Genomic DNA, 25,249 nt, shown 5'->3' on the forward strand with positions numbered 1-25,249 from the left:
AAACTTAAGAAATTGGAAACTATAATGGACGTTCTCCCTGCAATAGACCTAATCGACGGCAAATGCGTACGCCTTGTACAGGGCGATTATGAGAAAAAGATAACATACAAAGACGACCCTGCTGCTCAAGCCAAAGAATTTGCAAAGGCCGGGGCTAAATGGGTTCATCTGATAGACCTTGACGGGGCAAAAAAGGGCAAGCCTGTTAATCTTAAGACAGTAAAAAAAATAGCCAATGGCAGAATCAATGTTGAATTTGGCGGCGGTGTCAGAAGCGAAGAATCCATAAAACTGCTCTTAGATGCCGGCGTAAAGAGAATTATAATTGGCACCAGAGCAATCAGCGAATTCGACTGGTTCTCACAAATGGCAGAGAAATATCCCGACAAGCTTGTTCTGGGGCTCGATGCGAGGGGAGATAAGATTGCAACTCACGGCTGGCTCGAAAATACTGATATGGAGATTGTCGAGTTTGCAAGAAAGGCCTCTTCGCTGCCGATCAATTCGATTATTTACACCGATATCTCCAAAGACGGCACACTTGAAGGCCCTAATCTTGAAAGGACTTCAAATCTTGTAAGATCTGTTGACACAGCGGTTATAGCAGCGGGGGGCGTTACAAAGATTGAGGATATCACTAAGCTTGGCGAGGCAGGGGTAGCAGGGGCTGTTATCGGAAGAGCCCTGTACGAAGGAACTATCACTCTAAAAGGTGCTATTGAGGCAGCAGGTAATAAGGGTTGAAAAAAAGCAAACGCAAATTTTTCCAGCAGCAGCTTAAAAAGCTCAATGAAACTGAAAAAAAACAGCTCTATAAGAGGGCTGCCAACTTGCGCAAGGCATCGCAGGTTGATGCAATGAAAAGGAAGCATTCATTCAGGAGCAGAATAGACCACCGAAGCAACTGGGATAACGAATCAAATTTTGAAAAAAAGAAAAAAACTCCCAAAATGGATATCGACGACTGGGCGTTAAAAGTCCTTGAGGAGGAGGGAATTCAGACGCTCAGGGAAACTTGCAGGCATAGAGAGGATTTAGGTGAATACAGCGAAAAATATTATGGTATGATAGAGGAAGTTATGCCGGCTGAAAGCCTTGTTTACTCTGAAGGCAGAGACGTTAAGTGTATAATAGGCCCTGAATTTTCGATGACTCAAAAAAGCGATCTGGCTGTTGGTGATAATGTTTACTTTTCGTACGCAAAAGACGGAACTGCTGTGCTTCACAGTGTTGAGCCGAGAAAAACCTGCATATCACGTCCCGATCCGACGAAAGCGGGTATTGAGCGGGTTACTGCGGCTAATGTGGATAAAGCTGTTATAGTTGCCGCAATAAAACGCCCGGAGCTCAGGCCCAGCCTTATAGACAGATATCTCATAGCAGCACAGAAGGGCGGTGTTGAGCCTGTAGTATGCATAAATAAAATTGATCTGATCAACGAATATGCAAAAGAAAAAGAGATGGAAGTTTTGAAAGCGTATCAGGAGATAGGACTGAAGGTTGTGGAGTGTTCTGCTGCAAGCGGTTTAGGTCTGGATAAGCTCAAAGAATCTCTGGCATCGGCAAGGAGCGTTTTCGTTGGGCACAGCGGGACAGGCAAAACATCCCTGCTTAACCGTCTCTGTCCTTGTGCAGAAGCTCAAACCGGCTCGGTGCACAACGGGACAGGGCTCGGACGCCATACTACAAATAACTCCAAGCTCTATCATATCGAAAATAATATCTGGATTATAGATACACCCGGGATAAGGGAGTTTGGTCTTTGGAATATGAACCCCGATGATTTGAAATGGTATTTTGAAGAATTTGATTATTTCGCAGAAAACTGCCGATATTCAGACTGCTCGCATACACATGAACCGGGATGTGCGGTCAAGCAGGCAGTAGAAGAAAACCAGATCAGCAGGACAAGATATCAGAGTTATCTGAGAATACTGGAAACTATATCTAAGAACAGCTCTTAAAAACGGGGGTATTATGAGTAAGTTTTATAAAGCCGTGCCGATTGTTTTAATTTCCTTTCTTATTGCTTGCAGTACTGTGCCTATAAGCAATCGCGAGAGGCTGAATTTTGTTTCTGATGCGAAAATCAATTCAGTTGCAGATCAGGAGTATCAGCAGTTTATAAAGGAGAACAGGTCAGATATAAACCAAAACCAGCAGCAGCTAAAGCTGGTTAGAAGGGTAGGTTTTCGCATAAGAGATGCTGTAGAAAGGTATTTTATTCAAAACAATCAGTCAATAAGCTTCGACTGGGAATTCAATGTAATTCAAAATTCACAGGCCAACGCATGGGCAATGCCGGGCGGGAAGGTAATGGTATATTCCGGAATTTTCGATAAAACCCGAAACGAAGAGGGGCTTGCTGTTGTGGTAGCTCATGAAATAGCTCATGCAGCAGCAAAACACGGGGCAGAAAGGATGAGCCAGCAGACTCTCCTGAACCTCGGCGGCTATGCGCTTAGTCAAAGCGTAGCAGGGGAGAACTTTATGAAGGCATTTTCCATAGGAAGTCATTATGGCATTATGCTTCCATACAGCAGAAAGCATGAATACGAGGCAGATCATCTCGGACTTATATTTATGTCTATGGCGGGCTACGACCCGGCAGCTGCGGTTGACTTCTGGCAGAGGATGTCTGAAAATTCTGCCGCTGCACCTGAATTTATGAGCACGCACCCTTGCGACAAAAAAAGGATTCAGGCCTTAAAAGAGCGTATGCCTGAAGCGAAAAGATATTATCGAGAAAGCATCAAATCAGGCAGGCAGTGAGAAGAAAAAGCTGGAACCTACGCCCTGTTCCGATTTAACCCAGATTTTCCCGCCGTGCTGTTCGACAATACGTTTGCAAATCGCCAGCCCTATACCGCTGCCTTCGTGTTCCTGCTGGGTATGAAGACGCTTAAAGGCAATGAAGATCTGGTTGTAGTATTGTTTCTCGATGCCGATTCCATTATCACGAACTTCAAACCGCCACATATTTTCAGTTTTTCTGCTTTCAATATGAATAACTGGCTTTCGCCCTTCCGGCTGGTATGTTATAGCGTTGTGTATCAGGTTCGTGAATAACAGCTGCAGGCGCATCTTGTCGCCTTTTATTGCCGGCAGATCACTCACTTTAACATCGGCATTTTTGTCATTTATATCCTGCTGCAGATCCTTAATTGCTTGTGCTACTATCAAATTACATTCGCAATTCTCAGTTTCCAGCTCTGTGTTGCCTATGTTCGAGTATGAAAGCAGTGCCTTAAGCAGGCCTTTCATTCTGCGCGAGCCCTGAACAGCGTAGTCTATAAGCTGTTTGCCCTGTTCGTCGAGTTTCTCGCTGTACTGACTCTCAAGAAGCTGAACACAGCTTGTAACAGAACGAAGAGGCTCCTGAAGGTCGTGAGAAGCCACATCTGCAAACCTGCGAAGTTCATCAAGCGATTTTTTCAAATCCCTCTCGGCAGCCTTTCTCATCTCTGTATCCTTCTGCAGACGCTCAATCATAAGATTGAACTCATGTCCGAGAAGATCAATCTCATCCTTGCCTTCTTCCTGCATCATTCGAACCAAAACACCGCTGTGTCGGATTTTAATAATATGGTCTATAAGGGTTTCCAGCCTTTGACCGATCGTTCTGTAAACAATGAAGAGAATGAGAAGCAGTGTAACAAGGCCGGTAACGATCTTGGTGAAAATATTTACCTTATTTGCAGTGCTGGCTCTTGCTGCTATCGAGGAAGGTACTTCTATCTTAAGTGCATACTTTTCAGAATTGCCCAAACCTTCCAAAGCTATATGGGCAATAAATTTTCCGCCTCCTTTTCTGCGAATGTCAAGCTCACCCTCCTCGTGTTCTTTGGAGAATGGTCCTTTGTTTTGAGGTACAATCTCAATCTTGTCGCCGGTTTTTGCTGATATACCGCTTGCAATCTTATCCCCGAAAAGCTCGCAAACTATAACCGTCCCAACCACTTTCCCTTCACTGATAACAGGGGCTGCTGAGATAAGAGTCATACCTTCAGATGTTTCTGTCAGTCCGTAGCGTCTTGTCTCAGGATTATTTAGATTGAGATTATTGTCTCTTATGAAATTTTCGGTAAACACCTCACGCCATTCTTCACTGCCGGAATTGTAAACCACCTCGGCATTTATATTGAGTATTACAACATTTTCAATGCTCGTAATTTCTTTAATATTTGATACGAAATCCTTATGTTCATTACCATCGCTTTTTATGAAGCTTGCGGCTGCTTGGAGTTTGCCCAGCTCTTGAGAAGTGCTGCGCAGGCGCTTCCTGTCGTTATCAATAGTGCCTGCATACCACATAAGGTATTTCTCAAGGTTTTGCCTGTCGCTTTTAACTTGAGTTGATTCTGAAACAACCTTGTGAATACCTATATCCACTATAACGTTTATGCCTATCATAAAGGCAACAACTAAAACTATTTTTGAGCCTATGGACATTAAAATCCTTAATCTTTAATTTGTCTTTAATAATCCGCTCGAATGATTATTGATTTTTCGTTCTCGATTGTCAATAAGACAATTGAAATAAATCAGATTATTTTGCAGTTTGCCCGCCTTCGGGCGTATTTTTTTCTGGTATAGCAACTGAAAAGGCTATGAAAAAGACAGCAGAAAGAAAAATGCCGTAGGCGCTCGGGTCCAGACCGTATTTTGCGATCGGGGCGGGAAGCTTTAATATATTAGTAAGCATCAGAAGCGTAGGCACTCCGCCTGCAAGCATTCCCGCAAGCGCACCGGCCGAGCTGGATTTCTTCCAGAAGTATGCCCCGAGAGTTGGCACAAAGAGCCCCGATACCATAAATGAATATGCGTACAGGATGGCATTAAGCACCGTGCTGAACTGAGCAGCCAGTATTACTGCAAGAGTTCCGATTACAAATGTAGCAGCCATTGACAGCCTTACTGAGGTCTTGTGAGATTTTTTCCCAATAATATGCCTTTCCAGCAGGTCGTTTACGAAATTTCCTGATGAGGCCATCATGCAGCTGTCAGCTGTTGACATTATTGCAGAGAAATACGATGCGATTACTATGCCCGTTACCCCTATCGGCAGAACATCCCTTATAAGCATTGGCAGGGCGGCTTCGCTGTCTGCCTCAGGATATATAACCCTTGCGCACATTCCAAGAAAAACGCCGGTAAACGCCATCACCGGGTATTCAAGCAGACCTGCTGTAAACCACGCCTTTCTTGCTTGCTTTTCATCTTTGCAGGCATACATCCTTTGATAAAGTGTCATGCCAATAAGCCAGATGGGGATTATTGTTACCATCCAGTTTATGAATGTAGAAGCTTCTATATTAGTAAGCGTAAAGTATTCTTTAGGCAGAGTTTCTCTCAATGCTGAAAGCCCGCCGATTTCGAAGAGTGTAGCGGGTATAGTGATGAATATAAGCCCGCTGAGCAGTATCATCCATTGGATTGTGTCTGTATATATTACGGCTTTAAGGCCGCCGAAAACTGTGTAAACAACTGTTATTACCGCTATCACTAACAGAGAAAACAAAATCGGGTCCATCTCGAAGGGGTTTTTCTGGAGAATTGTTGTAGAGGCGAGCTTAGCACCGGCAAGCATCTGAGCTCCTGTAAAGCCGAGATAACCAATACCTGAGATTAATGCCGCTGCCAGAGCAACCTTGTCGCTGTATTTATAACGCAGAAAGTCTGGATATGTCAGATAGCCCTCTTTTTCATCAAGCTTCTTGATTTTGGGTATTATAAATACAGCAGTCAGCCATGCGCCTATAAGGCCGGTAAATAAAAGCCAGCTTCCAGAAAGTCCCATAGCAAAGCCAACGCCGCCCAGGCCTATTGAAAATCCTCCGCCCACGTCCGTGGCTACGATTGAAAAACCCACATGTGTTGCTTTGATAGACCTGCTGCCTACATAATAATCCTCAGAGCTTTTGTTTTTGAAGAAGTGATAAAAACCAACCCCTAAAACGCAAAGCATATAAATGCCGAATATCAGGTAGTCTATAATATTCATATATAGTCGGGCGCCTCCAATTGATTAAAGAAGAAAATATTCGAATACACAGATTTACCTCTTTTCCTCCAGCCGATTAATTCTAATGTAATAATAGTATTTGTCAAAATAACTGTTTTGGGTAGAATGCGCAAGGAACAATGAAAAAACTATTCAGTTATATTTTAGGGTGAAACTGCAAGTGTTTATTTTGCCCTTGAAAGGTACGGATTTGCCCGTTTGCCGTTTTTATCATAAAGATTATTTTGTTATTACAGCTAAAAAGAAAGAATATAAATGAAAGAACTTTTTTTATCAGGTCTTTTGTTTCTTTTAACGTTTAATCTATTCTGCCCGGAAGCATTTGCTCTTAAAAAAAGTAAGCTTCGTGAATGGGGTCAGGAAAGTATGTCAAAAATACAGAACGATTTCAGAATGCCAGACGGCCTTTACTGCAAAACGCTTTTAGACAGGACACCCGCGTATGCATGGGGACAGGGAATCGTATTCGGTGCTTTAGCGGCTGTGGCAAAAGTGGACAAGAGCTACCTCGCAGAAGCAGAAGCTCTGGCCGATTTAATACAAAGCAGATACTGGTGCAGCTCAGGCGGACTTTCCGCCTACAACGCCTCTGCTGGAGGCTGCGGGGACAGATACACAGACGATAATGCATGGATTGTTCTGGCAATGCTCGAGCTTTATGATATTACCGGTAAGGATATATATATTGAAAGATCTGCGCAAGCTATGGACTTTATTATGGAATTTGAAAACGGCCCTGATAATACCCCTTCTGGCGGCATTCGCTGGCACGAATCCAACACATGCGGAACAAGAACCTGTTCAACAGCTCCGGTCTGCCTTGCTAATTTAATCCTTTACAGCAATACTGGCGAAAACAGGTACCTTGAAAACGGGCTTCGAATATACGAGTGGGCGCGTGATTACGGTTTACAGTCTGATAGAGGCACGTTTTATGAAGGCGTGCATTGTGATGGGAGTTTGGATTATGTAAAGCTTGGATACGATACTGCGCCGTTTCTGCAGGCTGCCGTGGAGCTGTATGAGATTACCGGCGAACAGCAGTATCTCCGCCAAGCCCAGAATATGGCTTATGCCTTAGAAACAGAGATGATTAATGCACGAACCAACGTTCTGCATCAAACCGGAAAATGGGGCGGCCACGATATGACAAATGCCTTTGTTGATCTCTATGAGGCGGATAAAAATCAGAGATGGATAAATCTTGCCGCCGGATATATTAGATTTCTTCACGACAGCTGCATGGCCGATGGCCGCTATCCAGCAGACTGGGACAATGCAAGCGGGGAGGTTTCTGATGACCTGATAGACCAGGCATCTGCAGCAAGGGCATATTGGACACTCGCAAGGACTCAGGGCGGGGCAGCGCCTGAATATCCAATTCTGCTGTTTAATCACTGCAGCTATCAGGGCTGGTCTCTCGGCTTGGATTACGGCAGCTACACGCTTGAAGATTTGAATTTCCGGGGAGTGTTGAACAATTCCGTTTCCTCTTTTATGCTGGAAGATAACTGCAATGTAAGGCTCTATGATGCAGGCAATTTGAGCGGTGAGAGACTTACAAAAACACTCAGCGATAACTGCTTGAATTATGAGGGATGGGGCGATAAAACTTCCTCGCTGATAATTTCAAACAGCTGCTCTGCTGATTCTATTAACCCGCTGATAAAAACCGGAAACAGCGAATGGACGAATTCATCTGTCTGCTATGCGGAGGTTGGCGATTCAGTAAGCTTTCAGGCTCAAACTGATTCATTAAACTGCAGCTGGAAAGGCCCCAACGGATTTACATCTTCTGGAAATGTTATTAAATTCGAGCCTGCTTTGCTGTTGCATTCGGGTGTTTATACCACAGTCTGCACGAATTCTTGCGGAACTGTAAGCGAAAAGATGTTCAAACTGAATGTTTCCAATCCGGAAGGTTTCCCGCAGGAGCGTTCAAATCTGGCATTGAATAAGCCGGTTTCAGCTGACAGCAATATAAGCGGGGAATATCCAGCTCTGGCCGTGGACGGCTCTCTTCGTAATAACAGTAAATGGTGCGCAAGTTCAGGACGTATAGAGCCTCATTGGATCACTGTAGATCTGGGAGATTATTACGATGTTGACACATTTGTCGTTGCCCATGCCGCAGCAGGAGGCGAATATGAAGGCTGGAATACAAGCAATTTCTGCATTCAGGCAAGCCAAAACGGACAAGGCGGATGGGACGATATCCTCTGCATTGAAGGAAATTCCGGCAGCATAACCAGAGGAGTTTTAGAAGACCCGGAAAGGATTCGCTTCGTAAGGCTGAACATAACTTCTCCAACTCAGGGAGCAGATTCGGCAGTTCGAATTTATGAGTTTCAGATTTTCGAGGCCTTCGCTGAGCATTGTCTAAAATCAGACATAGCCGGCGATTCAAAAGACCCGGACTGTGTTGTTGACATACAGGATTACTCCTCGGTTTCGCAAAGTTGGGCAGAATTTCAAAACACCGGAATTGTTGAAAATTCATTGAGTGATTTTAACGGTGATTCAGCTTTAAGTATTGATGATTTGTTTATTTTCTCCGAGAGATGGCTAAGCTGCATAGGTTCAGGATGTTTGTAACAAGAGCAATTGGAGTGGATGCCGGCTTTTTTGAAAAAAATGCTTGTTTTTGATTTGTAAAACAATAAAATTTTTGTTTCGTTGTGCTGCAGTAATCGGAAGTTCTGCTCCGAGAGGATGCGGCAGGAATATAAAGGGCTTCCCGCCCGCAAGCAGAACTTATCTTGAAGGAGATTGAATTTATGGGAAATTACACAGAACCAAAAGTAAAGCTCAGCAGGGCTCTCGGGGTTCCGGTAGCGGAAACGCCCAAGCACGTTAGCCCGAAGAAGACCAACCGCCCGGGAGCGCACGGGTACAGAAGGCAGAAGCCTACCCTTTACGGAGTTCAGCTCAAAGAAAAGCAGAAAATCGCTTACTACTACAACATCAAGAACAACCAGCTTAGAAGGTATATGAAACTTGCAGAGTCTTCAAAGGATGCCTCAGACAAGGTTTTTCAGACACTTCTGGAAACAAGGCTGGATAATGTAGTTCGCAGGCTTCGCTGGGCAAGAACCATTTGGCAGGCAAGGCAGATGGTATCTCACGCTCATTTCAAACTCAACGGCCGAAGGGTGGATATCCCGTCTGTTAGAGTCAAACCCGGCGATGTGATTGAGGTGAAAGAACGAAGCAAAAAGTTTGTTCAGCAGGCTGCAGAAGAGGCCGGTTCGCTCGGACTCTCAGTTCCGGAATGGATTGCCTCAGATACTTCAAATATGAAGGCCTCCATCACAAGGCTGCCGGAATTTGATGAAGTTCGTCTTCCGTTTGATGTAGATTTCTCGAAGATTATCGAGTTTTACACGCTTTAGCCTTTCGGCTTAAAAAGACTTTCAAACAGCGGTGCAGGCTTGCATCGCTGTTTTTTTGTGGCTGATATTTCATCAAAACCGAAAATAGTTATTGCAAATTAGAAAGTAAAGTTTAGTATAAATACCTGTGTTTCTGAGAACAAAAAGTTAGGTTTATAAGCCGAGGGAGATATGTCAAGGGAGCCGAATTATTTTAACATAGGGCTTTTCTTATTAACAGCCCTGCTTCTGCTTGTAGTAGGGGTTGTTGTATTTGGCACAGGTGCTGTAGGTGCTAAGAAAATATATATGGAGTCTTATTTTGATGAGTCTATTCAGGGTTTAAGCGTAGGGTCGCCTCTTAAGTACAGAGGGGTGGAGATTGGCAGGGTTGAAAGCATAGATCTCGCCTCAAAAGTTTACAACAGCCAGCTAAAAGACAACCAAATCAATAAGTACGGAAAGTATGTTCGAGTTGTAACTGCGGTGGACCCGCAGAGTGCACCGGAAAGTTTAATAAAAAAAGATGACCTTTCAGAAACTAATCTTCGTGTCCGCGTTACTGCCCAAGGGATTACGGGAATATCCTTTCTTGATGTTGATTATTTTACTCCAGCAGAAGACTATCCCGTTTTGGAGTATTCATGGGAGCCGGAATATAAGTGCATACCTTCCACTGAAAGTATGATGAACAGCTTTCTGTCCAAGGCAGAGGACATAATGAAAGAGGTGTCGAAAGTTAAATTTGGCCAAATCTCCAGTGAGCTGAATGCCCTTCTATCTAAGACCAACAAAGCTGTTGATGATACGCGTATTGAAAAACTATCCGATAATTTCATAGCTTTGACAGACGATTTAACAAACACCTCAGAGACTGCGAGGAAACTTATTTCCGATTTGGATATATCTTTGAAAGAGGGACAGTTAAAGAGTCTTCAGGATTCTGCTATTGATACACTTGAAAAGATTCAGGATTCTGCAGGTGAGTTTGATAAAGGTATTGCTTCTTTCGATAAACTCTGCAATAATGCTAATGAACTTTTAGATATAGAAGACGTGGAAGCCGAAAATGTTACTGTTCCTGAGCTTCTCCAACAGCTCAGGGATACCCTTATACAGATAAGAACTATGGCCGCTTCAAATTCACGCAGCATCGAAAAACTCATTGATAACAGCAAGAGGCTTACGGATAAACTTAACGAAACTGCCGAAAAAATCAATCAGCAGCCTTCAACGGTAATTTTTTCTAATCCTCCAGAAAAGTCTGAGGTGCTTAAATGAGACAACTGATTATTATTCTTACTGCCGCTTTTATGTGCGGCTGTGCAAGCGAAACGATGAGCGTAAAAGATTTGTATTTGCTGGAGCCAGACCTGCCTGAAGAGAGTTTGGAGGCTCCTGAATTGCCAATAAATGTCGGGCATTTCTATACAGCAGATGCGTTTGACTACAAAAATTTTACTTACCGAAAAGCTGAAGGCGTTTATGAGATAGACCATTACAGGAAATTCATTTCCCCTAAGAACTCAATGGTACAAAGCCGCCTGAGTCAATGGCTTGATTCAATCGGATTCAATGTTCAGCCGGAAAACATCAAAAGCGAATATATTATCACCGGCATAATCAACGAATTCTATGCTGATTTTGAAAACAAGCCGAAACCTGAAGCGGTAATAGAGCTGAAGATATTTATATCTACAAGAAACGCCGATCCGATAAGCTCAAAAACATTCAAAGCTAGAAAATTGATTCGTGAAGCCGATGAGAAAAATACCATTGATTCCTGGGAGCAGTGTTTAGAGGAAATCTTTCCTGAAGCTGCCCAGTTTATCTCAAACGCAGTTAAGGCAAGGCTCGATGAGAATCAGTGAAATATTCTATTCGATCCAAGGTGAGGGGCGTCTTGCCGGCGTACCGTCCTTATTTATCCGTACAGCGGGCTGCCCACTGAACTGCCCATGGTGCGATACTGATTATGCAAAATCATTTGAGGAGGGTGAAGAAATGAGCGTTGCTCAAATCCTTCGCAGAGCTGAGGCAAGGGAAGGCAGCAATGTCGTAATCACTGGAGGTGAGCCGTTAATACAGGAAGAATTACCAGAACTCTGCTACGCCCTGCGAGGGATCTGCCCGCATATTACTTTAGAGACAAGCGGGATACTCCCTGCAGATGACCTTGCGGTGGATCTTATGAGCATAAGCCCGAAGCTGAGCAATTCAGTTGGCGATGCAGAAAAATCCGCTGAGTATTTTCATCCGGAGATTATCTCGGAGCTTATAGAGGAGTATTCCTCGCAGATAAAATTTGTAATATCTGATTTGCAGGATGTACTTGAAGCGGGCAGGGCGGTGGAACAGATATCGGCCATCGGAAGGGCTGATCTAATGCTTATGCCTTTGGCTTCTACTCTCGAGGAATACCAAATCAAGGCGTCTGAAGTTGCTCAGTACTGTCTTGGTTTTGGATACACCTTCTGCCCGCGTTTGCAGCTCACCTTGTTTGGCGGCGGAAGAGGGGCTTAAAAGCTCTTATGGCAAGAAAAAGAGTAATAATCGACTGCTACACTGATGAACCTGCCGGTCTTGGAGTGCCTCCGTTTTTAGGAACGCATCCGAGGATAGTTTTCGGAGAACTCAAAGGAAAGGCAGACTGCCTAACTATAGACGACCTGCGAGTGTTTTCGTTAGCTATGAAACTTACCGACAGCAAGCTCGATCCTCCTACAGGCAAAACACGAATCGATCTCTTGAACCGAACCAGAAGCCCTGAAGAGGTTAAAAAACTGCTAAGCTCTGCTGACCAGATTATTGCAGTTGCAGGCCTTCAGACTCCCGGTAAATATCTTGCCGCTCAGCCTGCCGGTCTTAAGGAAATCTCGAGGCTGCTGAAACCTTCCAAAGCCACCAAAATCCTCACAGGCCCAGCGGCCTCCGTTGGTACTCAACAGATGGGCGGTTTTGCTGCTGAGATGCCTGAGAGCGGAATATTCAATCATATTCGAGAATACAATTTTGATAATTACGAAGATATGCAGGCCTCTTTTATGAAAGGGGCGGGGCTTCTCAAACAGATACCGTCGGAAAGAATTATCGAGATTGAAACCGGCAGGGGGTGTTCCCGTCGGAGCGGCTGTTCATTTTGCACAGAGCCTCTCAAGCAAAAACTCTCATGGAGAAGCCCGGAGCTGATTATCGAAGAGGTTAAAGAATTAAACGATAACGGGGCTTCACGTTTCAGACTCGGCAAGCAGTCGTGCATATACAGCTATATGAATTCAGATCCCGAAAAAATTGAGCAGCTCCTTTCGGGCATAAAAGCACTTAAGCCTTCGGTTTTCCATATTGACAATGCCAATCCGGCTTTTGTAAATAAAGAGCTTACCGAGCTGTTCGTTAAATATCTCACGCCCGGAAGCACCGCAGCAATGGGAGCGGAAACATTCGATCCGGAGGTTTGCCGGCTAAATAACCTAAACAGTTCACCAGAGAACACGTTCAGAGCGGCAGAGATTATAAATCAGAGCGGGCGGATTTATGGAGATAACGGTATGCCTGCATTGCTTCCCGGTATAAACATTCTGCTCGGCCTTGAAGGTGAAACGGAACGTACTCTTGAGCTGAATCTCCTGACGCTGAAAAATATGCTCGAGAAGGATCTGTTCGTTCGCAGGATAAATATAAGGCAGGTTGTCCCGTTCCCCGGTACAATGCTTTATGAAAGGGCGGGGGACAAATATCTGCGAAAAAACAAACACCTGTACTCCGCGTGGGCTCGCAGGGTTCGAGAAGAGATAGACCTGCCGATGCTCAAGAGGATATTCCCCGAAGGACATAAATTATACGGTCTGCTTGCTGAAACCCACGAGGGAAACGTAACTTTCCTGCGTCATCTGGGCAGCTATCCGATCATCGTAGGCATAAGGCAGAGATTACAGCTCGGTCGGTTTTACGATGCTAAAATTACCGGCCATATGCTCAGAAGTCTCACCGGAGAGCTTATTTAGACTGCTGTCTCTGCCTGCATTCGCTATTAGGTATTAGAACGCTTTTTCTGCGGGTCAGCTTTTGCAGTTTCAAAGCGTCTTACTGCTGCTGGGCTGCTGAGCTTTTAGCGTTTCTGTCTTTTTGAGTCTTCTGATTAGCTGGGTTTTTCGGGCTTATGCTCTGGTTTTTAACCACCTCAGAAGCGGTTTTGATAAACCCTGAAATATCCGCAAGGTCGCTTGGTATTATCATAGTATTGTTAGTTTTGGCAAGCCGGCCGAATTCGCCGATGTACTGCTCAGCAATGCGAAGATTAACCGCATCAGCTCCGCCGGGCTCGTTTATAGCGGTAGAAATCATCTTGAGGCCTTCGGATGTGGCCTTGGCAACAAGCTTGATCTCTGAGGCCCTTCCCGCTGCCTCATTGATCCGCTTCATTTTCTCGCCTTCACTGAGGCTTATAGACTCCTGCTTAACGCCTTCAGCTCGGTTGATCTTTGCCTGTCTCTGCCCTTCGGATTCGGCTATCATAGCCCTCTTCTCACGCTCAGCACGCATTTGTTTTTCCATTGCATCCTTGATGCTCTGGGGCGGGATAATATTTTTTACTTCATATCTTGTTACCTTAACGCCCCAAGGATCTGAAGCATTATCAACAGCATCAACAATTGTCTGATTTATCTCCTCCCGAACCTCGAAAGTTTTGTCGAGTTCGAGTTTGCCTATAACGCTTCTCATAGTTGTCTGAGCGAGCTGGATTGAGGCAAAATGATAATTGTCAATTCCGTAAGATGCTTTCACCGCATCGATAACACGAAGATAAAGTACGCCGTCAACCTCAACGGAAATGTTGTCTTTGGTAATACACTGCTGAGGGGGAACATCAATTGCCTGTTCCTTGAGCGTATGTTTATAGGCCACCTTGTCGATAAACGGGATAAGAATATGAAAGCCTGCGCTGAGTGTTTTTTTGTATTTTCCGAGGGTTTCAATTAGAAATGCAGTTTTCTGAGGAACCACCCGTGCTGTTTTGATAAGTGCAATAACAACCAGAATCCCAAAGAGAAATGCAATGATTCCGCCTACTGATATTTCTGCTATGATAATTGAACCTGACATTTAAGCTTTCTCCTGTAAAAAACTATTTGCCTGCCTTTTTAACAATTAGAGTAAGGTTTTTGTGAGAGATTATCTCAGCATATTCACCTTCTTTTATCCTCTCGCTGCTCTCAGCATTCCACACACTTCCCTGAAACTCAACTTTGCCAATCAGTCCTGGTTTTATTTCCTTGGAAACCTTTACAGTTTTGCCGGTAAAATCGTCTTCATTAAAGTCGTTGAGGCCGCCGCTTTGCTGGTCGCCGTAGAACATACGCTTGGCATATTTTCTCAGAAAAATAAGGCTCAAAACTGAAAACGCTGTAAACATTATCATTTGAGCAGTGAAGCCTACGGTAACAAATCCGGATACCAGCTGAGTGATTATTGCTGTAAGGATTGCACCTATTCCGAAAAACACTACGATAAAACCAGGGAAGGAAAATTCAAGAAAAATCAGAACTATTCCAGCTACCATCCAGAGGAAAAAGGGGTCTGTAAAATTGCTGAGCCAATCCACTTTTTATACCTTTAGAATAAAAATCAATCTTTATCTGCATGCAATATTAACATAAGGCCAAACAAATATCTATAAAAATTCTAATTTTTTCGTGCATTTTTTGCTGTAAAAATAGACCAATGAATGTCCTCTATTATCATATATAGAGAGGGGACAAGTATCAAGGTGATGCAGGTTGCAAAGAGTACACCGAAAGCAAGGCTGACAGCCATCGGAATCAGAAACTGCGCTTGCAGAGACTGCTCAAGAATCATTGGTACAAGGCCGAAAAAGGTGGTTAATGTGGTTAGCAGGATAGGACGCAGCCTGCTTGCGGCAGAGTCTATAACCGCCTGATAAAGGGTTAAGCCGTTTTTTCGTTCTCTGTTAATCAGGTCTATAAGGATAAGCGAATCATTCACCACTATCCCTGTAAGCGCAACTATGCCGAATGTGCTCATAAGTGATAGATCAAAGCCCATCAGTAAATGCCCTGCAACAGCACCTATAATCCCGAACGGAATTGCGCTCATCACGATAACCGGCTGGATATAGCTCCTGAACTGCACAGCTATAAGTGAATAGATCCCGAAAAAGGCATAAATAAAACCCTTCCCAAGGCTCGACATACTCTCATTCATTGATTTTTGCTCACCCTCCACATCATACGTGAGGTTGGGGTAGTCTTTTCCCATATTCGGAAGGATTGTGCTGAATATGTAGTTGTTAACCTCCTGTGAATTCGCCTCGAGCGGGTCAACATCCGCGCTTACAGTAATCGTGCGCTGTCTGTTGGAGCGGTTGATCTGTGAATAGCCTCTTCCGTATTCTATATTTGCAGCAGTTTCGAATGGTATCTGCCTTGAGTCCGGAGTTTTTATCATTACGTCTTTAATGTCCCTGAGAGTGGTTCTTTTCTCGTACGGGTATCTGAGCATAATGCGAACCTCATCCTTTTGCCTTTGAATCCTCTGCACTTCATCCCCGTAAAAGCCCTGTCGTGCCTGAACCGCAATGTCTGCCAAGGTTAGTCCGGCATCTCTTCCCTCACGTGAGAGAGAAAGCTTAATCTCCCTTTTGCCTTGTTCGAAGTTGTCTTTAATATCCTTCACGCCCGGTATCTGAGATATTCGTTTTTGGAAAATTTCAACGGATGTTTTAAGCCTCTCAAAATCCCTGTTTCCAAGTTCTATCTTTACAGCATCACCAGCGTCCTGCATAGTATAGTTATACTCAATAGAATTCAGGCCCGGTATCAAACCTACATTTTCACGCCATCTGTTTACAAATTCCTTCGAGGAAATACTCCTTTGCTCAGCGCTGAGCAGCTCTACCTCCACTACAGCGAGATGAGATGAAGCAGAACTGTCAGATATTTGAGGGCCGGGAGAATTGTCTACAATCTGAGATTTTCCTACAATAGTGGTTATATATTTTACCAGCGATTTTTCCGATTGGGATTTCTCAGTCAGCTCGGAGGCTGTTTTTCTGCCGGCCTTTTCTACTGTAGCTGCAGCATTCTGAGTTTTTTCAGAAGGCGTTCCAACGGGCATTTCTATAGAAACGCTAACCGTATCTGAATCAACGGAAGGGAAAAAAGTGTATTTTATATAGCCTGCTCGAATTACCGCGAATGTAATAATCAAAACAAACAGGCTGCAGGCCATAGTAACGTATCGCCAGCTTATTATTCTTGCAATAAAGCTTTTGAAAACCCCTTGAGAAAATTTCTCGTGGGAGCTGTCTATGAGCTTTCTGAGCCTTCCGGGTCTGTCTCGGCCTGTTTTTTTCATTGAAGCATCGAGATGGGCAGGCAGGATAAGAAGAGATTCCACCAATGATATGGCAAGAACGGATATAACCACTATTGGAATAACTCGAAGTATCCGTCCCATTATCCCGATTGTAAACATCATTGGCAGGAACGCTACTATTGTCGTTAGAACAGCTATAGTAACGGGGCTGGCCATCTCTTTTGCGCCCTGTACAGCGGCCTTTGCGGCAGGCACACCTTTCTGGTGCAGCGCATGGATATTCTCTCCTACAACGATAGCATCATCTACAACTATACCCAAACATATTATAAAGGCAAACAGAGAAAGCATATCTATCGAAACGCCGAGAAAAGATAAGATAATCATCCCGCCCATAAACGAGATCGGTATCCCGAGGGTTGTCCAAAACGAGAGCCTTATATTCAGCGAGATTAGAAGACAGATGAATACGAGTATCAAACCGTTTCTGCCGTTGTTGAGCAGGAGGCTGAGCCTTGAACGCAGATGCACAGAATAATCGTTGTATGTCTGCATGCTAATTCCGGCGGCCAGAGAGCCTCGGTTTTTCTCTACGTAATGCTCAACTTCTGCAGCTATATCTACAGCATCCTGCCTGCCTACTCTGCCAACCTCCACAAGCACAGCAGGCTCTCCGTTGAACCGTGTGATCATGGGGGTTTCTTCAAAGCCGTCTATAACCTCCCCTAGCTCAGAGAGGCGCAGGACGCTGCCGTCCTTATTGGTTTTAACGATTATATCCTCGAATTCTTCGCCTGAGTACATCTGTCCCTGAGTGCGGATTAGTATTTCCCCGCTGCGGGTTTCTATAGAACCTCCCGGAACATCAATTGAAGACTCAGCTATAACTCTGCTGATTTGCCTAAACGTGAGGTTGTATTTTCGAAGCATCTTTTCTGATACTTCAATCGATATTTCGTAGGGAGGAGCCCCTTTAATGCTGCATTGGGTAATCGTTTCGCTGTCTAAAAGGTCGTCGCGAATCTCTTCGCCGATTTTTCTCAGCGATTTCTGAGATGCCTGTCCGTAAACCATTACAGTTACGATATGGTCGGATTGGTCAACCTCAGATATCTCCGGCTTTTCAGCTTCTTCAGGGAATGTCCTTATTCGGTCAACTTCTTTTTTTATCTCATCGAGCATCTCGCTTGTATCAGCGAAATCTTCCAGCTCTACAAGCACCCAGCCCAGACCTTCCGAGGCCGTGGAATACACCTTCTTGATGTCTTCCAGCCCCGAAACCGCTTCCTCTAAAGGAAGGCAAATCCCTGTTTCAACTTCTTCAGGCGAAGCTCCGAGATACTGAACCGATATTGTGATCATCTTGTTGTCTATATCAGGGAAGATCTCAAGATTGCTTGTTAGAGACGCTGCAATCCCTCCGCCTATTATTACAAACATAAGCAGATTCGCTGCTACGTGATTTCCCGCAAACCAGCCTATAAGCCCTTTACGTGAATCCATCAATCCTGCTCCGATTGTTTTTTCTGACTTTCCATAGGATTGATTTTCATTCCGTCAACTGGGGAATCAATCATACTGGTAATTATCTTCTCTCCGTCTTCCAGGCCTTTGGATATATATGCATATTTTCTGTCTATTCGAAGGACATCAACTTTTCTGATCTCGAGCCTGTTTTTCGGAGCTGCCACCCAAACCTCTTTCATATTATGAACAGCTGTGGATGGTACTGCCGCGATATTCTTTATTTCGTCTCCGATGAAACTCGCCTTAACAAACATTCCGGGAAGAGGGGTTAGCCCTGAATCCTTAAAGCCTTCTTTATTAAGCTCAACAATTACAGTAACCATTCGCGTCGACGGGTTTACCATGCCGGCATTTCTGGCAGCCCGACCATTCCAAATATATTTTTTGCCGGCATATTCAGCTTCAATTTCCACCTTGCCTGCGTTTTCTCCCCCAACAGCGAACCACTGCAGGTCTTCATCTCTCAGCGGGACTTCCACATTGAAAATCTCTGTAGAATAAACTCTCGCTGCCGGCTCGCCGGGAGCTATGTATTCGCCTGCCTCTTTGAATTTCTCAGTAACGATTCCGTCGAAAGGTATTGAAATTTGAGTCCTGTTGAGGTCGAGTTTGGCTTTTTCCAGTCTTGCTTTTGCACTTTCAAGGGCAGCCTCTGCCTCATTAACCTGAGGAATCCTCAATACAAGCGGGTTAGATGGCTCTTTATTCGGGTGAAGCTCTCTCCATTCTCTTTTGGCCACGTCAGCCTGAGCAAGCTCCTTGTCTAGCTTAACCTTTGCAGCTGCCACGGAAGCCTTTGCTGTTTCAAGGGCGATTTCGTAATCCCGCTGGTCTATCTCAAGCAGAACAGACCCTTTCTGAAAACTTTCGCCCTCGTTTATCTCAAAGCTGGTTATCTTTCCGGGCACTTCGCTGACGATTTGCGATGATGTTTCCGGCACAACATTTCCGTAATTATCAATAATTACAGGCGTGTCTTTGAGCTTTGCAACTGCTGTCTCAACTGTAGGGATCAGTTTAGGAGCCTTTTCAGGCTGGATTTTTTCCCTGCTCTTGAAAATAATATACGCACCGAGACCCGCTGCTGCAAGAATCAGAAGGAATAAAACTGCCTGAGCAGCCGGTCTTACAGCTTTTTCCTTATTTTGCATTTCCGCAGCCTCGCTTAGATTTATTTGTCATTATTTTTCATCTCCCAATTACCGCCAAGGGCAAGATGAAGATTGCATCTGTTTACCCAAATCTGACCTATCATATAATTAACCTGAAACTCCGTATTCCGCCTGCGTCTCTCAGTCTGAAGCAGGGCGGTAAAAGGCGCAAGACCTGAGTTGTATTCACGTTTGATGCTTCTTTCAGCCTTCTCTGCCTGCTTGAGGCTTTCCTTGAGATGTTTTAGCTGGGTGTTATAAAGACGCTCCTGCAGCAGAAGTGTTTCCACCTCTTTCAACGCATCGAGAAAAGATTTTGAATACTCGAAGGCAAGTTCTTCCACTCTCGCACGATTGTATTTCACCGCTGCCTTCAGCCTTCCGCCTTCAAACAGAGGCTGGGTGATATTAGCTGCGAGAGAGTAAACTGAATTGCTGCTTTCCAAAAGACCGGAAAAGTCATCGGACAGCCTGCCGCCGGAGGCCGTAAGGGATATTTGCGGATACATATCAGCAATGCTTACATTCAAATCCTGAACCGACGCTGAAAGCCTGCGCCTGCCTGCCCGAAGGTCAGGTCTGCGGTCAAGAAGGCTGGCGGGTATCATATCTGAAATCTTCGCAGGCTCAGGAAGTCCTATAGAATCGCCTTTAAGCTCGGTGCTGCCCGGAGCGCGTCCGAGGATTATATCAAGCGAATAAAGGTAGTCCTTGAGCTGCTTTTCGTAATCAGATGTCTCAGAATTCACTGAAGCCAAGTTTTGTCTTGCAAGATATACCTCAGAGATATTCGATACTCCGTTTCGGTATCTTCTTTCGACTGTGCGAACAGTTTTCTGCCAGCTGTCTGCATTTTGCCTGCTGACAGTCAGCTGCATTTTTGCCACAACCGAAAGAGCCCTTAATTTTACCGTGCTCGATACCACTGAATGCATAACTGCCAGACGGCTCTCTACACTGGCCAAATATCTTTGAAGAGCAGCCTGCTCACCCGAAGCCTGCTTGCCGAAAAGATCCAGAAGATAGTTGATTCGAAGCCCTGCCTGAAGGTTGTCTGACGGTTTGTATGCCGGCATTTCTTTTCCTCTTGAGGCGGACAGCTCCAGCTTAGCATAAGGCCAGTCCTGAGAGGCCTGAATGTTGAGGTTTTCCTTTGCCTGCTTAACCCTTGAAAATGCTGATTTAATGCTCAAATTATTCTCTAAGGCCGCTTGAACTAACCGGTTAGTTTCTGGGTCTTTAAACTGCTGCCACCATTTACCAGACCATTTCTCGTATCTGCTCTCAGCATTGGAAAAGTTTTCCGGATTATTTATAAATTCATTCGGCACATCAGGGGAATACTTTTTCCTGCTGTAGTCTTCTCCGACCGTGCAGCCGGCAATCATTATAGCGTATAAAAGCAAAAATATGTTTAACAATTTACTCATAGCGTATTTTTATCCCTCAGCAGGGTTACAATGCTTATTTCACCAGGACAGTTCAGCCTTGCCGTGAGCCTGCTGCTGCCTGCGCCAGCGGTAGTTATTCCGACAAGATTTTTGTATTTCCATTGCCCTCTGGCGTACCGCATAGGAGCCCGGCAGTTTGTATAAACGGGGATGCCGCTTGGAAGGCAAAACTGCCCGGCATGCGTATGCCCTGCAAGCATAAGAGCAAAACCTGCCTGCTGAGCCCTTGAATAATAGTTGGGGTTATGGCAGAGCAGTATTCTGAATGCGTCCGGAGCTTCTATCGAGCTTATCATAGCGTCCCAGTCGTCATTGTGCAAGTTGTGGTGGTCTCCAAGCCCTGCAACGCAGATCTTCTCTCCCGTCGGTGATTCAATCAATGCTGAGCTGTTTATAAGCATTCCGGCACCAGCCTTTTCAAGATGCTCTGCTATAAAAAGTGAGTCGTGATTACCGAGAATAGAATGAATTACGGCTTTTTTACCCTTTATTTCTTCAAGAAGAGAGTTCATAAACCTGCAAACCCATACGGGAAATTCCCCGTCTCCCCAAGCATAATCGCCGCCTAAAAAACAATAGTCAAAATCGAGTGATTTTATTATCTCCATAACTTTATCATGAAAGCCCTCTCTGCCCGGATAATGGATGTCTGCAAGAAAGAGAATTCTCTTTCCTGAAAATGATTTCGGCAGATTGGAAAAAGCAAGATTGTAACTGCGAACTTTGATGTTGAAATAATCTTTTCGAGCACGATTCCAAAACCTTGCAGCTTTGAGGATTCTCATTGCAGTGATGTCCTCAATATCTGCATTAATCATACCGGGTTCTTTATTATTTAAAAAATTCAAGACATACCTTTTCAATACAGCAGAGCTTTAATAAATTTGCAAAAGAATTATACGCAACCATCAGGCTTGTTCAACGATTAACAACGATTGATTCTGTCTAAAATAATAGTATAATAATAATTCTATGCATACAAAAATATATCAAAACTTAGAGATAGAATCTCATGAGCTTTCCGAAGCGGCAGAGATTTTGAAAAGGGGCGGAATCGTAGCTTTCCCTACGGAAACTGTTTATGGGCTTGCAGCGAGAGCAGACAGCGAAACTGCGTCCAAGCTCAGCGAACTCAAGAGCAGGAAAGAGGGGAAATATTATTCTCTGCATATACCTTTTCCGGAGGCCTTGAGCAGTTATGTTCCTGATATCGATTTGAAATCTAAAAAGATAGTAGATAATTTCTGGCCAGGGCCGCTTACGATGGTTTTCAATGTTTCGCCCGAAAAAATGAGCCGCAAGCATCGAAAACTCGCTGAAAAATGGGATTCAATATATCACAACCAGACTGTGGGCATCAGATGTCCGGATGAAGAAACCGCAGCGAGATTTTTATATCTGGCCGGAGTTCCCGTAGTTGCCACTAGCGCAAATATATCCGGCAAAGAGCCTGCTGTAACCGGAGAAGAGGTAATAAAGCAGTTTGACGGGAAAATTGATGCTGTAATCGACGGGGGCGTCTGCTCGGAGGCCTTGAACAGCACAGTAGCTATGATATCTCAAAACAAGCTTATGGTTTTAAGGGAGGGGGCTGTAAAAGAGCAGGAACTTTTGGATATTTCTGCGATTAAGCTGCTCTTTGTCTGCGAAGCCAACACCCTTTCCAGCCCTATAGCTGCCGAGCTTTGCAGAAAAAGGCTTGCGGAAAATTTTGAATGCAGTGTTTCCCAGCTCGAGGAAAAAGGCTATAATATCTCATGTGCAGGAGTAAAAATCGAGATCGACAAGCCTGCACATCAAGCTGCGATGGAATTTGCGAAATCTATCGGCGGTAATCTGGACGGGCATATAACTACCGGTCTTTCTGAAAAAGATATTATAGAAAGCGATGCGATATTTGTTATGGCTGAAAAACAGAGGGATAGAATACTCGAATTCTACCCTCAAGTTCGTGATAAATGTTATCTTTTGCGTAAAGGCAAAAACATAATTGAACCGGACGGGAAAGACGAAAACTTCCAGGAATTCGTAGAATTGCTGGAGGATTCGGTCAATAAAAGATTAGGTGAAATTGTATTATGATTATAGCTTTAGCTAACGACCACAGAGGTTACGAAACAAAAATACTTATCAGAGGCCTTGTAGAAAAAATGGGGCACGAATGCGTAGATTACGGCTCTGACGGCAAAAGCCCTGTTGATTATCCAGATGTGGGCTATTCAGCATCTATTGCTGTTTCTAATGGCGAGGCGGACAGAGGAATCCTCATTTGCGGTACGGGTATTGGGATGTGCATAACTGCGAACAAGGTAAAGAATGTGCGCGGTGCTCTGTGTTTTGATGAAATAAACGCACGCGTTTCAAGGCAGCATAATGATGCCAACGTGCTTTGCCTTTCAGGCGACCTGCTCGGAGAAAGCTCTGTGAGAAGGATAGTTGAAGTGTGGCTGGAAACAGACTTTATGGGCGGAAGACATCAGCAGAGGCTTGACAAGGTTCGCAAGATAGAGCAGGGCGAAGACCCTAGGGAATAGCTTATAAAGCCTTCATCAGCCTATAATATGTAAATACTCTGATTCTATGAGATTATAAAACTATTTGCGAACAGCTTTTTTTACCAGAGATGATGCATCTTCAGGATAAATCCCCGGGTATTTATGCTTCATAGCTGCCACGATAAGCCCCAAAAACATCGGACTTGGATTTAGAGGTCTTGAGGTTAGGCAGGGATGCGCCTGAGTGCCGATAAAATACGGGTGTTCAGGCAGCTCGAGAATCTGCATAATCGGATGATTTGGCGCTTTGCCCGAAAACACCAAGCCCGCATTTTCAAGCTCTTGGATATATTCCGGGTCAACCTCATATCTGTGTCTGAATCTGAGTCTTGCCGAAAGCACATCTCCGAAAAGCTTATATGCAAGCGTATCCTTCTTAATTTCTACATCTCTTCCGCCTAAACGCATATTCCCCCCAAGACCTTCAATTTTTTTCTGCTCCGGCAGAAGGTTAATCACAGGACTGCTGCAGTTGGGGGCTATCTCTGAACTGTTTGCGTTTTTGATCCCGCATACATTTCTCGCATATTCAATAACTGCCATCTGAAAACCAAGGCAGAGACCGAGATATGGAAGACCGTTCTCTCTTGCAAACCTTATACATTCAATCTTTCCCTCAGTGCCGCGCACGCCGAACCCGCCGGGGACTATTATACCGTCAACACCTCTAAGAGCGCTTTCTGTATTTTCGGGGGTTATATCTGTAACCTCTATCCACTCTACATTCACCTTGCAGCCAAGCCAAGCCTCGCAATGTTCAATGGCATTGCTGATTGAGGCGTAGCTGTCTCGAACGGATATGTATTTGCCGGTAATGCCTATTGTTACCTCATTCTTATGATCTTTGGTTACCCGATCGGTAAAATCGCACCATTTCTCCCACTCACTGCGCTCCTTGCGCAGATCAATCTTATCTTCAATCCCAAGCATCTTGATGATGCTGAAATCTACGCCGCTGTCTCTGAGCATTGAGGGTATCAGGTATATGCTTTTCGAATCGTGCATACTGAAAACATTGCTGAAAGGAACATTGCTGAAAAGGCTAATCTTTTCTCGAACCTGCTCGGTAACCTCCTCTTCGCATCTGCACGCAATAATCGAGGGCTGAATACCTTTCTGGAGCAGCTCTCTGATGCCCAGCTGGGCGGCCTTTGACTTCTGCTCGCCCAATGTTTGCGGGGCTAGTATGTAAGTCAGGGCTACAAAGCAGCAGTTGCTGTCGCCCTCCTCGTTGGCCAGTTCACGCATTGCCTCTATGTAGAATGCGTTCTCCAGATCGCCTGCTGTACCGCCGATTTCAACGAACACAACATCCGCCTCACTGTCTCTTGCCAGCACTCTCAGCTTGCGTTTTACCTCACCTGTAACATGCGGGATAACCTGAACATCCCGCCCGAGATAGCCCCCGCCTCTCTCTGTTTTGAGCACTGAGCTGAATACCTGACCATTGGTGCTGAAATTCTGCTTGGAAAGGTCTATATTCAGCATCCTTTCGTATGTTCCAAGGTCCATGTCGCATTCCATCCCGTCATCAAGCACGAATACCTCTCCGTGCCGGAATGGGTTCAGCGTTCCAGAATCCATATTGAGGTATCCTTCCAGCTTTACAGGGGACACCTTCAGACCCTTGTCCTGCATAAGTTTGGCTACACAGGAAGAAAATATACCCTTGCCAAGACCGCTCATTACTGTACCGAGAACTACTACATACTTCGTTTTACCCTTAACGTATCCTTTAGGCACAGGAGAAAAGAATTCAGTATCCGAGGATTTATTGCTGATGCTTGCAAATATGTCTTCCCTTTTTTGGGACATTTTAACCGCCGTATAAATA

General features: G+C 44.6%; 20 protein-coding genes. 11 read left to right on the plus strand and 9 right to left on the minus strand.

The genetic code is table 11. The features are described 5' to 3' along the window. The first annotated feature begins 24 nt into the window (after positions 1-24). Genes hisA through L21SP3_RS02900 form a run of 3 tightly spaced genes read left to right on the plus strand, consistent with a single transcriptional unit; the run spans position 25 to position 2,772 of the window. Positions 25-744, plus strand: coding sequence for a 1-(5-phosphoribosyl)-5-[(5-phosphoribosylamino)methylideneamino]imidazole-4-carboxamide isomerase (hisA, locus tag L21SP3_RS02890; protein ID WP_123785118.1), 720 nt, complete (start codon positions 25-27; stop codon positions 742-744). Continuing rightward, a complete protein-coding gene (gene rsgA / locus L21SP3_RS02895) occupies positions 741-1,964 on the plus strand; it encodes a ribosome small subunit-dependent GTPase A (RefSeq protein WP_077539256.1) in 1,224 nt (407 codons plus the stop codon). Before hisA ends, rsgA begins: the two co-directional genes overlap by 4 nt. Positions 1,965-1,977: 13 nt before the next feature. Beyond that, entirely contained in the window at positions 1,978-2,772 is a 795-nt protein-coding gene (locus L21SP3_RS02900; protein ID WP_077539257.1) for a M48 family metallopeptidase, read from the plus strand. Here the strand turns inward: L21SP3_RS02900 and L21SP3_RS02905 are convergent. Together L21SP3_RS02905 and L21SP3_RS02910 are read right to left on the minus strand one after the other, a co-directional pair. Then, positions 2,758-4,452: a HAMP domain-containing histidine kinase gene (locus tag L21SP3_RS02905; protein WP_077539258.1), complete on the minus strand. Its 1,695-nt coding sequence runs from the start codon at positions 4,450-4,452 to the stop codon at positions 2,758-2,760. The genes L21SP3_RS02900 and L21SP3_RS02905 overlap by 15 nt on opposite strands. A gap of 97 nt (positions 4,453-4,549) precedes the next feature. Beyond that, positions 4,550-6,004 carry a sodium:solute symporter family protein gene (locus L21SP3_RS02910; RefSeq protein ID WP_077539259.1) on the minus strand — a complete coding sequence of 485 codons (1,455 nt, stop codon included), beginning with the start codon at positions 6,002-6,004 and terminating at the stop codon, positions 4,550-4,552. A gap of 387 nt (positions 6,005-6,391) precedes the next feature. Here L21SP3_RS02910 and L21SP3_RS02915 point away from each other — a divergent pair, with 387 nt between their 5' ends. The 6 genes from L21SP3_RS02915 (at position 6,392) to L21SP3_RS02940 (ending at position 13,400) form a co-directional block, all read left to right on the plus strand. Continuing rightward, a complete protein-coding gene (locus tag L21SP3_RS02915) occupies positions 6,392-8,620 on the plus strand; it encodes a glycoside hydrolase family 76 protein (protein ID WP_161488071.1) in 2,229 nt (742 codons plus the stop codon). 182 nt (positions 8,621-8,802) lie between these two features. Continuing rightward, positions 8,803-9,417 carry a 30S ribosomal protein S4 gene (gene rpsD / locus L21SP3_RS02920; RefSeq protein ID WP_123785119.1) on the plus strand — a complete coding sequence of 205 codons (615 nt, stop codon included), beginning with the start codon at positions 8,803-8,805 and terminating at the stop codon, positions 9,415-9,417. Between the two features lie 171 nt (positions 9,418-9,588). Further along, complete coding sequence (locus tag L21SP3_RS02925; RefSeq protein ID WP_077539262.1) at positions 9,589-10,677, plus strand: MlaD family protein; 1,089 nt, start codon at positions 9,589-9,591, stop codon at positions 10,675-10,677. Then, positions 10,674-11,267, plus strand: a complete 594-nt coding sequence (locus tag L21SP3_RS02930) for an ABC-type transport auxiliary lipoprotein family protein (RefSeq protein WP_077539263.1) — start codon at positions 10,674-10,676, stop codon at positions 11,265-11,267. The genes L21SP3_RS02925 and L21SP3_RS02930 overlap by 4 nt, the downstream gene beginning before the upstream one ends. Further along, a complete protein-coding gene (locus L21SP3_RS02935; protein WP_077539264.1) occupies positions 11,254-11,919 on the plus strand; it encodes a 7-carboxy-7-deazaguanine synthase QueE in 666 nt (221 codons plus the stop codon). Before L21SP3_RS02930 ends, L21SP3_RS02935 begins: the two co-directional genes overlap by 14 nt. An 8-nt stretch (positions 11,920-11,927) precedes the next feature. Next, on the plus strand, positions 11,928-13,400 hold the full coding sequence (locus L21SP3_RS02940; RefSeq protein WP_077539265.1) for a radical SAM protein: 1,473 nt from the start codon (positions 11,928-11,930) through the stop codon (positions 13,398-13,400). Positions 13,401-13,479: 79 nt separating this feature from the next. On the opposite strand, the gene L21SP3_RS02945 is transcribed toward L21SP3_RS02940, so the two are convergent. The 6 genes from L21SP3_RS02945 to L21SP3_RS02970 all read right to left on the minus strand — a co-directional run bounded on the left by L21SP3_RS02945 (position 13,480) and on the right by L21SP3_RS02970 (position 21,678). Continuing rightward, complete coding sequence (locus L21SP3_RS02945) at positions 13,480-14,499, minus strand: SPFH domain-containing protein (RefSeq protein WP_077539266.1); 1,020 nt, start codon at positions 14,497-14,499, stop codon at positions 13,480-13,482. Between the two features lie 22 nt (positions 14,500-14,521). After that, positions 14,522-14,998, minus strand: coding sequence for an NfeD family protein (locus tag L21SP3_RS02950; RefSeq protein ID WP_077539267.1), 477 nt, complete (start codon positions 14,996-14,998; stop codon positions 14,522-14,524). 80 nt (positions 14,999-15,078) lie between these two features. After that, positions 15,079-18,234 (minus strand): efflux RND transporter permease subunit, encoded by a 3,156-nt coding sequence (locus tag L21SP3_RS02955; RefSeq protein WP_077539268.1) that lies wholly within the window; start codon positions 18,232-18,234, stop codon positions 15,079-15,081. Next, positions 18,234-19,409 carry an efflux RND transporter periplasmic adaptor subunit gene (locus L21SP3_RS02960; protein WP_077539269.1) on the minus strand — a complete coding sequence of 392 codons (1,176 nt, stop codon included), beginning with the start codon at positions 19,407-19,409 and terminating at the stop codon, positions 18,234-18,236. Before L21SP3_RS02960 ends, L21SP3_RS02955 begins: the two co-directional genes overlap by 1 nt. 20 nt (positions 19,410-19,429) lie before the next feature. Continuing rightward, a complete protein-coding gene (locus tag L21SP3_RS02965) occupies positions 19,430-20,839 on the minus strand; it encodes an efflux transporter outer membrane subunit (RefSeq protein ID WP_077539270.1) in 1,410 nt (469 codons plus the stop codon). Then, complete coding sequence (locus L21SP3_RS02970) at positions 20,836-21,678, minus strand: metallophosphoesterase (RefSeq protein ID WP_123785120.1); 843 nt, start codon at positions 21,676-21,678, stop codon at positions 20,836-20,838. Before L21SP3_RS02970 ends, L21SP3_RS02965 begins: the two co-directional genes overlap by 4 nt. 154 nt (positions 21,679-21,832) lie before the next feature. Between L21SP3_RS02970 and L21SP3_RS02975 the strand changes: the two genes are divergently transcribed. Further along, positions 21,833-22,942 (plus strand): L-threonylcarbamoyladenylate synthase, encoded by a 1,110-nt coding sequence (locus tag L21SP3_RS02975; RefSeq protein WP_077539272.1) that lies wholly within the window; start codon positions 21,833-21,835, stop codon positions 22,940-22,942. Continuing rightward, positions 22,939-23,394 (plus strand): ribose 5-phosphate isomerase B, encoded by a 456-nt coding sequence (gene rpiB, locus L21SP3_RS02980; RefSeq protein ID WP_077539273.1) that lies wholly within the window; start codon positions 22,939-22,941, stop codon positions 23,392-23,394. The genes L21SP3_RS02975 and rpiB overlap by 4 nt, the downstream gene beginning before the upstream one ends. Before the next feature lie 60 nt (positions 23,395-23,454). On the opposite strand, the gene pyrG is transcribed toward rpiB, so the two are convergent. Further along, on the minus strand, positions 23,455-25,230 hold the full coding sequence (gene pyrG, locus L21SP3_RS02985) for a glutamine hydrolyzing CTP synthase (protein ID WP_077539274.1): 1,776 nt from the start codon (positions 25,228-25,230) through the stop codon (positions 23,455-23,457). Positions 25,231-25,249 lie beyond the last annotated feature (19 nt).

It is taken from the genome of Sedimentisphaera cyanobacteriorum (assembly GCF_001997385.1).
In the GTDB taxonomy this organism is placed as follows: domain Bacteria; phylum Planctomycetota; class Phycisphaerae; order Sedimentisphaerales; family Sedimentisphaeraceae; genus Sedimentisphaera; species Sedimentisphaera cyanobacteriorum.

Bases quoted from the DNA above. Each gene is read 5' to 3' on its own strand.
- hisA (WP_123785118.1), top strand. From the start codon at position 25: ATGGACGTTCTCCCTGCAATAGACCTAATCGACGGCAAATGCGTACGC.
- L21SP3_RS02900 (WP_077539257.1), top strand. From the start codon at position 1,978: ATGAGTAAGTTTTATAAAGCCGTGCCGATTGTTTTAATTTCCTTTCTT.
- L21SP3_RS02905 (WP_077539258.1), bottom strand. From the start codon at position 4,452: ATGTCCATAGGCTCAAAAATAGTTTTAGTTGTTGCCTTTATGATAGGC.
- L21SP3_RS02910 (WP_077539259.1), bottom strand. From the start codon at position 6,004: ATGAATATTATAGACTACCTGATATTCGGCATTTATATGCTTTGCGTT.
- L21SP3_RS02915 (WP_161488071.1), top strand. From the start codon at position 6,392: ATGTCAAAAATACAGAACGATTTCAGAATGCCAGACGGCCTTTACTGC.
- rpsD (WP_123785119.1), top strand. From the start codon at position 8,803: ATGGGAAATTACACAGAACCAAAAGTAAAGCTCAGCAGGGCTCTCGGG.
- L21SP3_RS02925 (WP_077539262.1), top strand. From the start codon at position 9,589: ATGTCAAGGGAGCCGAATTATTTTAACATAGGGCTTTTCTTATTAACA.
- L21SP3_RS02930 (WP_077539263.1), top strand. From the start codon at position 10,674: ATGAGACAACTGATTATTATTCTTACTGCCGCTTTTATGTGCGGCTGT.
- L21SP3_RS02935 (WP_077539264.1), top strand. From the start codon at position 11,254: ATGAGAATCAGTGAAATATTCTATTCGATCCAAGGTGAGGGGCGTCTT.
- L21SP3_RS02940 (WP_077539265.1), top strand. From the start codon at position 11,928: ATGGCAAGAAAAAGAGTAATAATCGACTGCTACACTGATGAACCTGCC.
- L21SP3_RS02945 (WP_077539266.1), bottom strand. From the start codon at position 14,499: ATGTCAGGTTCAATTATCATAGCAGAAATATCAGTAGGCGGAATCATT.
- L21SP3_RS02955 (WP_077539268.1), bottom strand. From the start codon at position 18,234: ATGGATTCACGTAAAGGGCTTATAGGCTGGTTTGCGGGAAATCACGTA.
- L21SP3_RS02960 (WP_077539269.1), bottom strand. From the start codon at position 19,409: ATGCAAAATAAGGAAAAAGCTGTAAGACCGGCTGCTCAGGCAGTTTTA.
- L21SP3_RS02965 (WP_077539270.1), bottom strand. From the start codon at position 20,839: ATGAGTAAATTGTTAAACATATTTTTGCTTTTATACGCTATAATGATT.
- L21SP3_RS02970 (WP_123785120.1), bottom strand. From the start codon at position 21,678: ATGATTAATGCAGATATTGAGGACATCACTGCAATGAGAATCCTCAAA.
- L21SP3_RS02975 (WP_077539272.1), top strand. From the start codon at position 21,833: ATGCATACAAAAATATATCAAAACTTAGAGATAGAATCTCATGAGCTT.
- rpiB (WP_077539273.1), top strand. From the start codon at position 22,939: ATGATTATAGCTTTAGCTAACGACCACAGAGGTTACGAAACAAAAATA.
- pyrG (WP_077539274.1), bottom strand. From the start codon at position 25,230: ATGTCCCAAAAAAGGGAAGACATATTTGCAAGCATCAGCAATAAATCC.